Origin of the sequence: Chlorobaculum thiosulfatiphilum, assembly GCF_006265165.1 — a bacterium.
GTDB lineage: Bacteria > Bacteroidota > Chlorobiia > Chlorobiales > Chlorobiaceae > Chlorobaculum > Chlorobaculum thiosulfatiphilum.
The window spans coordinates 38517-47076 of record NZ_VDCH01000019.1 but is presented as its reverse complement, the minus strand read 5'-3'; the positions used below and the strand labels follow the sequence as shown (position 1 = coordinate 47076).

General features: G+C 55.8%; 12 protein-coding genes. All 12 read left to right on the top strand.

What is annotated here, in order from left to right; translation table 11 throughout:
* Positions 1–199 precede the first annotated feature (199 nt).
* The 12 genes from FGF66_RS08990 (at position 200) to nuoK (ending at position 8551) form a co-directional block, all read left to right on the top strand.
* Positions 200–793: a phosphatase PAP2 family protein gene (locus tag FGF66_RS08990; protein WP_139457313.1), complete on the top strand. Its 594-nt coding sequence runs from the start codon at positions 200–202 to the stop codon at positions 791–793.
* Entirely contained in the window at positions 775–1842 is a 1068-nt protein-coding gene (locus FGF66_RS08985) for a ferrochelatase (protein WP_139457312.1), read from the top strand. The genes FGF66_RS08990 and FGF66_RS08985 overlap by 19 nt, the downstream gene beginning before the upstream one ends.
* 18 nt (positions 1843–1860) lie before the next feature.
* Complete coding sequence (locus FGF66_RS08980) at positions 1861–2451, top strand: tetratricopeptide repeat protein (protein ID WP_139457311.1); 591 nt, start codon at positions 1861–1863, stop codon at positions 2449–2451.
* Positions 2452–2514: 63 nt separating this feature from the next.
* Complete coding sequence (locus tag FGF66_RS08975) at positions 2515–2766, top strand: hypothetical protein (RefSeq protein WP_139457310.1); 252 nt, start codon at positions 2515–2517, stop codon at positions 2764–2766.
* Between the two features lie 219 nt (positions 2767–2985).
* Positions 2986–3417 (top strand): NADH-quinone oxidoreductase subunit A, encoded by a 432-nt coding sequence (locus FGF66_RS08970; protein WP_139457309.1) that lies wholly within the window; start codon positions 2986–2988, stop codon positions 3415–3417.
* A gap of 27 nt (positions 3418–3444) precedes the next feature.
* Positions 3445–4014, top strand: a complete 570-nt coding sequence (locus FGF66_RS08965) for an NADH-quinone oxidoreductase subunit B (protein WP_139457308.1) — start codon at positions 3445–3447, stop codon at positions 4012–4014.
* A 49-nt stretch (positions 4015–4063) separates the two neighbouring features.
* Complete coding sequence (locus tag FGF66_RS08960) at positions 4064–4564, top strand: NADH-quinone oxidoreductase subunit C (RefSeq protein WP_246046642.1); 501 nt, start codon at positions 4064–4066, stop codon at positions 4562–4564.
* Positions 4565–4620: 56 nt separating this feature from the next.
* On the top strand, positions 4621–5823 hold the full coding sequence (locus FGF66_RS08955) for an NADH-quinone oxidoreductase subunit D (protein WP_139457306.1): 1203 nt from the start codon (positions 4621–4623) through the stop codon (positions 5821–5823).
* A 47-nt stretch (positions 5824–5870) separates the two neighbouring features.
* Positions 5871–6950, top strand: coding sequence for an NADH-quinone oxidoreductase subunit NuoH (gene nuoH, locus FGF66_RS08950; protein WP_139457305.1), 1080 nt, complete (start codon positions 5871–5873; stop codon positions 6948–6950).
* Between the two features lie 58 nt (positions 6951–7008).
* A complete protein-coding gene (locus FGF66_RS08945) occupies positions 7009–7656 on the top strand; it encodes a 4Fe-4S binding protein (protein WP_139457304.1) in 648 nt (215 codons plus the stop codon).
* Positions 7657–7695: 39 nt separating this feature from the next.
* Positions 7696–8211 (top strand): NADH-quinone oxidoreductase subunit J family protein, encoded by a 516-nt coding sequence (locus FGF66_RS08940; protein ID WP_139457303.1) that lies wholly within the window; start codon positions 7696–7698, stop codon positions 8209–8211.
* A gap of 16 nt (positions 8212–8227) precedes the next feature.
* Positions 8228–8551, top strand: coding sequence for an NADH-quinone oxidoreductase subunit NuoK (gene nuoK / locus FGF66_RS08935; RefSeq protein ID WP_139457302.1), 324 nt, complete (start codon positions 8228–8230; stop codon positions 8549–8551).
* The last annotated feature ends 9 nt before the right edge of the window (positions 8552–8560 follow it).

Here is an 8560-nt window from a genome sequence, read left to right as displayed (position 1 = left end):
CAACCAGTTTTCCATTAAATTCGAAGGACGGCTTCCCGTTTGATTACGACCGTTTACACACTTAGTTGAACAGACCCAGGTGGGCTTCACCTCGACCATGTATCAGTAACCGGTTTCGGTTTTTCCGGGAAAGGATTATCTTCATTAGCGCCTGAAATGCGCCATTTGAAAAGCTCTCTTTCACTCTCACTGGTTTTCAATGCAGTTCGATACTCGCCGGTTCGCCTCCCTGGTTTCATGGGTTATCAGTCCTGTCGTCGTGGCGCCGGCAGTCTATCTGCTTGTCGTTCTTTATGGTTATTCGGCGACGCCCCATCATCTCGACTGGTTTCTGGTGCTGCTCCTGTCGGCCACTATCGCACCGATGTTCCTGATTCTTGGCCTGAAAAAGATCGGACGTATTTCCGATTACAACATCTCTTTTCGGGAGCAGCGCTTCCTGCCGCTTCTTGTGCTGGTTGGCGTCAATCTGGTTGGCTACGAGCTGATGAAGCAGCTCGATGCGCCCCGCTTTCTCTCAGGCATTCTGCTTTTCAACGCCGTCAATACAGTCTTTATCCTGCTGGTCACCCTTCAGTGGAAAATCAGCATCCATCTCTTTTCGCTGACCTCCTCGATCGCTCTTCTGGTCTTGTCCCTGGGCGCCCCGGCGCTTGCGCTGCTTTGTTTCGTGCCGCTCCTGATGTGGTCGCGCATCTACCTGAGGGCGCATAACTTCATGCAGACGCTTGTCGGCAGCCTTATCGGCTTTCTTCTGATGTTCGGCGAATTCAAATGGTGGCTCGCATTGTGAGCAAAAAGCGCTACAGCGTAGTGCTGGTGACATACGGGGAGGTCGAGAGGCTTTCGGTTCGCGCGCTCTGGCCGAGTTCGAGAAAGATCATCTTTGTCATCACCCGCAAGATCGTCAAGCTTCCGAAGCTGTTGATCTACATGATCGCCGATTACCGATCGGCGAAGCACTATCTCGACTGGAAGCTGCATCGCTATCGCTCCCGCCTGGTGGAGATCACCCGCAAGCAGGCGCTTGGCGTGGAAGCGGCGCTGAGGCGCAATCCGCGATTTGCCGGAGACGCTGACGAAATCGCGGTTGCCGATGCCTATTATTTCGTGCCGCCATACCTCGAAGAGGTGCTCGATCGCTTTCGGGGTTGCTCGGATGGCATTGTTGTCGTGCCGATGTTTCCTGTCGAGTCGGCGTTTTCGTGCGGCCCGGCCTGCCAGATGGTGATCGACCATTTTGGCGAGAATCATCTCGGCGCGTTGCGAGTGGCGCGGGGCCTCTGGAAAGACGAGGTGCTGCACCGGATCTATCTCGATCACCTCTTCGCGTCGTTGCCGCCCGACTGGAAAGGCGCGGGAAAGAAGGAGGCGCAGGGGCTGGTGCTGGTCATTCACGGCACGATTGTCAGAAACCGCAAGGGCGAAAAGCCCACGGTTTTTACCGGTCTCGACGAGACAATGGAGTTTTTCCGGCTGATGCGCGAAAAGATCATGGCCGATCCGCGTAACGTTTTCGGCGAGGTGAAGCTCGGTTGCCTGAATCACAGCAGGGGAGGGGAGTGGACGCCGGAAACGGTCGAACGGGCGCTCGGCGAGTTTGCGGGTGAAGGGGTCGGCTCGACGGCGATGTTTCCTTTCGGTTATTTCGCCGACAACAGCGAGACCGATTACGAGGCCAAAAAGCTGCTCGACCATTCACCCGCCCACCGGAAGCACTATATTCCCTGCATCAACGAATCACCGGCCTTCGCTGGATGGCTGGCGTCGAGGATTGCCGCCGAGATCGAGGCGCTCGATGTACAGCGCGAGGTTTTCGCAGTCGGTCAGTCCGTGAAATGAACAAATCTACACCAGATCATGAACACTATCGATATGCCAGATAAGGAGTTACCAGAAACGTTGCCTGAGCGCGAGCAGCGCTACCGCCAGGCGCTGGATTGCATCGAGAATCAGGAGTACGGCAAGGCGATTTCGATTCTTGATGAACTTGCCGGCCAGGCATCGCGAGATCCGCAGATCCGCTATGCGCGCGCCGTGGCGCTGCTCTCCAACGGCGAGTACCGCCGCGCGGGCACCGACCTCGCCTTCACCGTCGCGCTCGACCGCTCGAATCTGGAGGCGTACCGGCATTTCGGTTTCGTGTTGCTGACGATGGGCAAGGAGGAGGCGGCCATCAAGGTGCTCGAAGAGGCGCTGCGCCGTGACCCCAGTTTCGTTGAGGCGTGGTGCCTGCTGGCCGATGTCCAGATGGATCTCGGCCAGCACGACAAGGTGCTCGATGCGCTCGACAAGGCTCACGAGCTTCAGCCCGGCAACGCCGAGGTGCACTGCAAGCTCGCCATGTATCATATGTCGCGGGGAGACATGCGCGGCCTCCGGGCGGAGTACGAGGTGCTCAGGGAGATCGAACCTGTCGTGGCTGCCCAGATCGCCGAGCTGCTTCCCTGATCTATAGTACTATAGTTATAATATGGCAGAGGCTTGAAACCACTCTAAAATTATGAGATTACGATGAAACTGTTTCCGGACAAGGAGAAGAGAAAAAATTTCATGAAAAGCGGATTGCCGGTTGTGCTGGCGGTTGTCTGGACGCCCATAGTCTGGATGACGCTGGCCTCTTTTCTCGGCCCCGCGATGGAGCATATGATCGGCTGGTGGCAGGTGAATGTGAGCATTCTCGTTGTCGCCACGCTGCTGGTCATGGTTGCACTGATCCGGCTGTTCAAAATTGCCGGTTTAAAATTTTTTGATAAAGTTGACTGACTTTTAATAAAGTCACAGCATTTTCTTCTCGCCGCATAAAAAGATTCGGTCGAAGCATTTTTTTCGATATTCCTTCCGACCCGAAAAAATCAGCTTTTTATCTGAAGATTGAGAAGATTTTTTTATATTGGCGGCACCTGATTCTGAGGCCTTTCAAGCTCGTCAGAGGAGAAAAGGGAGCTAGTCACTTCCTTAACCATTAAAGTCAAACAACAAAACATGGATCAGACATTAAGTGGTTTTGGTACCGTATTCGTGTTTCTCGTGCTCGGTATCGTCTTCGTCGCCGGTGGTTATCTGACGGCAAGAATGCTCAGACCGAGCAGACCCAACCCCGAAAAGAATTCAACCTACGAGTGCGGCGAGCCTGCTGTCGGAAGCGCCTGGGTCAAGTTCAATATCCGCTTTTATGTTGTCGCCCTCATTTTTATCATCTTCGACGTCGAAGTCGTCTTCCTCTATCCCTGGGCAACGGTTTTCAAGCCACTCGGTCCCTTTGCGCTCGTCGAAGTGCTGATCTTCGCGGGTATCCTTGCGCTGGGTTTGATTTACGCCTGGGTCAAGGGTGATCTTGACTGGGTTCGCCCGACTCCGAACATTCCGAAAATGCCGGAAATGCCGAATCGTCGCATCGGAAAGGCGAACGGATAATCTTTCAATCATCATCGATTTTACGCTATGGGTTTGCTTGACGCCAGAGTATCGAACCGCAACGTGCTGGTGACTTCGGTTGACAATGTGATGAACTGGGCTCGCCTCTCTTCCCTTTGGCCGATGGGTTTCGGTCTGGCCTGCTGCGCTATCGAGATGATGGCCACCAACGCCTCCAACTACGATCTCGAACGTTTCGGTATTTTTCCGCGCTCGTCGCCCCGCCAGTCCGACCTCATGATCGTCGCCGGTACGGTGACCATGAAGATGGCCGAGCGGGTGGTGACGCTCTACGAACAGATGCCGGAGCCTCGCTACGTGCTTTCGATGGGAAGTTGCTCGAACTGCGGCGGCCCTTACTGGCAGCACGGTTACCATGTGCTCAAGGGCGTTGACCGGGTGATTCCTGTCGATGTCTATGTGCCCGGTTGTCCTCCGCGTCCCGAGGCGCTGATCGGCGGCCTGATGAAGATTCAGGAGCTGATTCGCATGGAGGGACTCGGTATTTCGCGTCAGGAGGCCCTGAAGAAGCTTGCCGAAAAGAGCGTCGATCCGCAGCAGGTGATCGACCAGGCGCGCAAGGCGGCCACGGCATAACCACTATTATCTATCAAGAGTCAAGGGAATGGAAGAAGCAGCAAACCAGATGTCTCAGACGGTAAAGGAGAGCAAGGCCGCCTACGATATAGTCAGGGAGCGGTTCGGCAATGCGGTGTCGGAGTTCGACGCCAATCCGACCATGCCGTTCTTCGAGGTGCTCGACGCGAGCCGGTGGGTGGATATCGCGCTCTACATGCGCGACAACTCGCTCTTGCAGTTCAACTACCTTGCTTGCCTGTCGGGCGTGGACTATCCCGAAGAACAGAAGCTCGGCATCGTCTGCAACTTCGAGTGCATCGGCAAGTACACCCACAGGATTGCCGTCAAGGTGAAGTGCCAGCGCGACGGCGGCTCGATTCCGTCCGTTTCGTGCGTGTGGCATACGGCCAACTGGCACGAGCGCGAGGCCTACGATATGTATGGCATGGTCTTCGAGGGACACCCTGAACTGCGAAGGATTCTCTGTCCGGAAGACTGGACCGGCTTTCCGCTCCGCAAGGATTACCAGGTTCAGGAGACCTATCACGGCATCAAGGTTCCGTACTGACGCCGCAAAGCGACGCTAACATACGAGCTTATAACACGTAAACAAGCATTCCGGGTATGCAGGAATTAGGTAAAGCTGAATCGAACTCCACAAGGATCATCCGTCAGGATGACAAGCGCGTCATCATTGAAAAGGATCTCGATACCGAGTACATGGTGCTCAGCATGGGGCCACAGCATCCGTCAACCCACGGTGTGCTGCGTCTCGAATGTATCACCGACGGCGAAGTGGTCGTCGAGGCCGAGCCCTATCTCGGCTATCTCCACCGTTGCTTCGAGAAGTATTGCGAGAATGTCGACTATCCGGGCATCGTTCCCTACACCGACAGGATGGATTATCTGGCCGGGATGAACAGCGAGTTGGCCTACTGCATCACCGTCGAGAAGCTGCTCGACATCGAAATTCCCCGCCGCGTCGAATTCATCCGGGTCATCGTCTCCGAGCTGAACAGGATCGCCTCGCACCTGGTGGCCATCGGCACCTACGGCATCGACCTCGGCGCTTTCACGCCGTTCCTTTTCTGTTTCCGCGATCGCGAGCATATCATGAATCTGCTCGAATGGATCTCCGGCGCACGGATGCTCTATAACTATATATGGATCGGCGGCCTGGCCTACGACGTGCCCGCTGATTTCAAAAAGCGCGTCGCCGAGTTCGTCACCTACTTCAGGCCGAAGGCGGTCGAGCTGTGCAAGCTTCTGACCGAGAACGAGATTTTCGTCAAGCGTACCTACGATATTGGCATCATGCCCGCCGACGTGGCGATCAACTATGGCTGGAGCGGCCCGATGCTTCGCGGCTCCGGCGTCAAGTGGGATTTGCGCCGCAACGATCCCTATTCGGTCTATCCGGAACTCGATTTCGACGTGCCGGTGCCGGACGGCAAGTTCTCCGTCGTTGGTGACTGCCTGTCGCGCCACCTGGTTCGCGCGCTCGAAATGGAGGAGAGCCTCAAGATCATCGAGCAGTGCCTCGACAAGATGCCTGAAGTGCAGGGCTTCGATTCACGCGCCCTCATTCCCAAGAAGATCCGCCCAAAAGCTGGCGAGGTGTATGGACGCGCCGAAAACCCGCGTGGCGAGCTTGGCTACTACATCGTCAGCGATGGCAAGTCAACCAAACCGCTCCGATGCAAGGCCCGTTCGTCGTGCTTCGTCAATCTGTCGGCGATGAAGGACCTCTCGAAAGGGCAGTTGATTCCCGACCTTGTGGCAATCATCGGCAGCATCGATATTGTGCTGGGAGAAGTTGACCGCTGACCGTTTTCAAGACAACACTTTTATTTCAAGCAGGTTCGCCTATTGATATGAGTTCATCACCATCTCTCAATACCTGGTCCGACGCCCTGTCAGGCTTTTCCATCGGCTGGTTTCCGCTCGGGCTGGTTATCGTCGCGGTTATTCCGCTCGTGTTCATCGCGCTGTACGCCCTGACCTACGGCGTTTATGGCGAGCGCAAGATTTCAGCTTTCATGCAGGACAGGCTCGGCCCGATGGAGGTCGGTTTCTGGGGTATCCTGCAAACGCTGGCCGACATCCTGAAGCTGCTCCAGAAAGAGGATATCGTGCCGACCGCGGCTGACAAGTTTCTCTTCGTCATCGGCCCCGGCATCCTGTTCGTCGGTTCGTTCCTCGCTTTCGCGGTGCTGCCCTTTGGCCCGGCCTTCATTGGCGCTGACCTGAACGTCGGTCTCTTCTACGCCGTCGGCATCGTGGCTATCGAGGTGGTCGGTATCCTCGCCGCAGGCTGGGGTTCCAATAATAAATGGGCGCTCTATGGCGCGGTTCGCAGCGTCGCCCAGATCGTCAGCTACGAAATTCCGGCCTCGATCGCCCTGCTCTGCGCCGCCATGATGGCCGGCACCCTGAGCATGCAGCAGATCACCGTCATGCAGGCTGGCCCGAACGGATTCATGCACTGGTTCCTCTTCAACAATCCGATCGCCTGGCTGCCGTTCCTTATCTATTTCATCTCCTCGCTTGCCGAAACCAACCGCGCCCCGTTCGATATTCCCGAAGCTGAATCGGAGCTTGTTGCCGGTTACTTCACCGAATACAGCGGCATGAAGTTCGCCGTGATCTTCCTCGCGGAGTACGGCAGCATGTTCATGGTATCGGCGATCATCTCCATTGCGTTTCTTGGCGGCTGGACTTCTCCGCTTCCGAACATTGGCGGGCTGGAACTCAACACCATGACCAGCGGCCCGGCTTGGGGCGCATTCTGGATCATCATGAAAGGCTTCTTCTTCATCTTTGTGCAGATGTGGCTTCGCTGGACGCTTCCCAGACTCAGGGTTGACCAGCTCATGTACCTCTGCTGGAAGGTGCTGACACCATTCGCGCTGATTTCATTCGTGCTCACGGCGGTCTGGGAAATCTACCGGTAAGCAATCACAGAGGACGCGTTCACAGAGCATACACAGGCAAGCAAGACGACAACACAACATGAGTGAGTACTTCAGTAATATAAAAACCGGCGCGACCACCATTGCGACCGGCATGGCCATCACCCTCAAGCATTTCTTCAATGCTGTAAAGAGGAAAGGGGATGCCGGTATCGACGACGCCGATTACTTCAGGCAGGTTGACGGCCTTTGCACCCTCCAGTATCCGAAGGAGGTCATCCCGACTCCGCCTCATGGCCGCTACCGGCTGTATGTCAATATCGACGATTGCATCGGCTGCCGTCAGTGCGAACGCGCCTGCCCGGTGGAGTGCATCGCCATCGAAACCATCAAGACCACCAACGACGATCTGGCGGTTTGCGGCAAGACCTCGGGCGGCCAGCAGAAGCGGATGTGGGTGCCGTTGTTCGACATCGATACCGCCAAGTGCATGACCTGCGGCATCTGCCAGAGCGTCTGTCCGACAGACTGCCTCTATCACACTGCCGTTGCCGACTTCTCCGAGTTCGATGTAAGGAACATGATGTATCACTTCGGCAACCTTTCGAAGATCGAGGCCGAAGCGAAGAGGAAAAAGCTTGCCGAGCAGCAGGCCCAGGCGGCAAAAGAGAAAGCCGCAACTGGAGCACCAGCGGCAAAACCGGCTCCGAAGGCCGCTCCGCAACAGAAACCAGGTGGAGCTGAATAAGCTCCGGCAGGAATCGATTACCAACAAGTGCAGATAATCATGAATCAACTGACCATCGCCATCATCTTCTACATCTTCGCGGCCGTTACGGTTCTGTCGGCGGCGTTTGTGGTCTTTTCGAAAAATATCATCTACTCGGCCTTCTCGCTGCTCTTCACCTTTTTCGGTGTGGCTGCTTTGTATGTCTTTTTGAGCGCGGACTTCATCGCCGTGACCCAGGTGGTCGTCTATGTTGGCGGCATCCTGGTGCTCCTGCTTTTTGGCGTCATGTTCACCAACACGATCATGCAGACCGGGCTGAAGGCCGACGTGCTGCACCTCGTGCCCGGAATTCTTCTGACGCTGGCGCTGATCGCCGGTATGCTTTTCACCTTCTATACGACCGGAAACTGGATGCCGGGGGTGATGCAACTCAATGGCAGCGTGGTCGAGAGCATTGGCCTCGAAACCATGTCGCGCTATATGCTGCCGTTTGAAATGGTCTCTATCGTGCTGCTGGTCGCCCTGCTTGGCGCGGCGTATCTGGCCCGCTACGACAAGGCTCAAAAAAAATGAACATCAAGGAGTGTCAATGCTAACGGAACAGTTACTGTCGATCGGAGTCAACCATTTTCTGACGATTTCGGTCATCCTTTTCGCGCTGGGCATGTTTGCCGTCATGACCCGCAAAAATGCGATCGTGATTCTGATGGGCGTCGAGCTTATCCTGAATGCGGCCAACATCAACTTCCTGACTTTCTCCAAATACAACGGAGGCATGGAGGGCGTGATGTTCAGCCTTTTCGTGATCGTTCTGGCCGCCGCCGAGGCTGCCGTCGCGCTGGCGATCGTGATCAATATATTCAAGACCTTCAAGACGGTCGATGTTTCCAGCGTGGACACCCTGAAGGAGTGACCCTCGCAA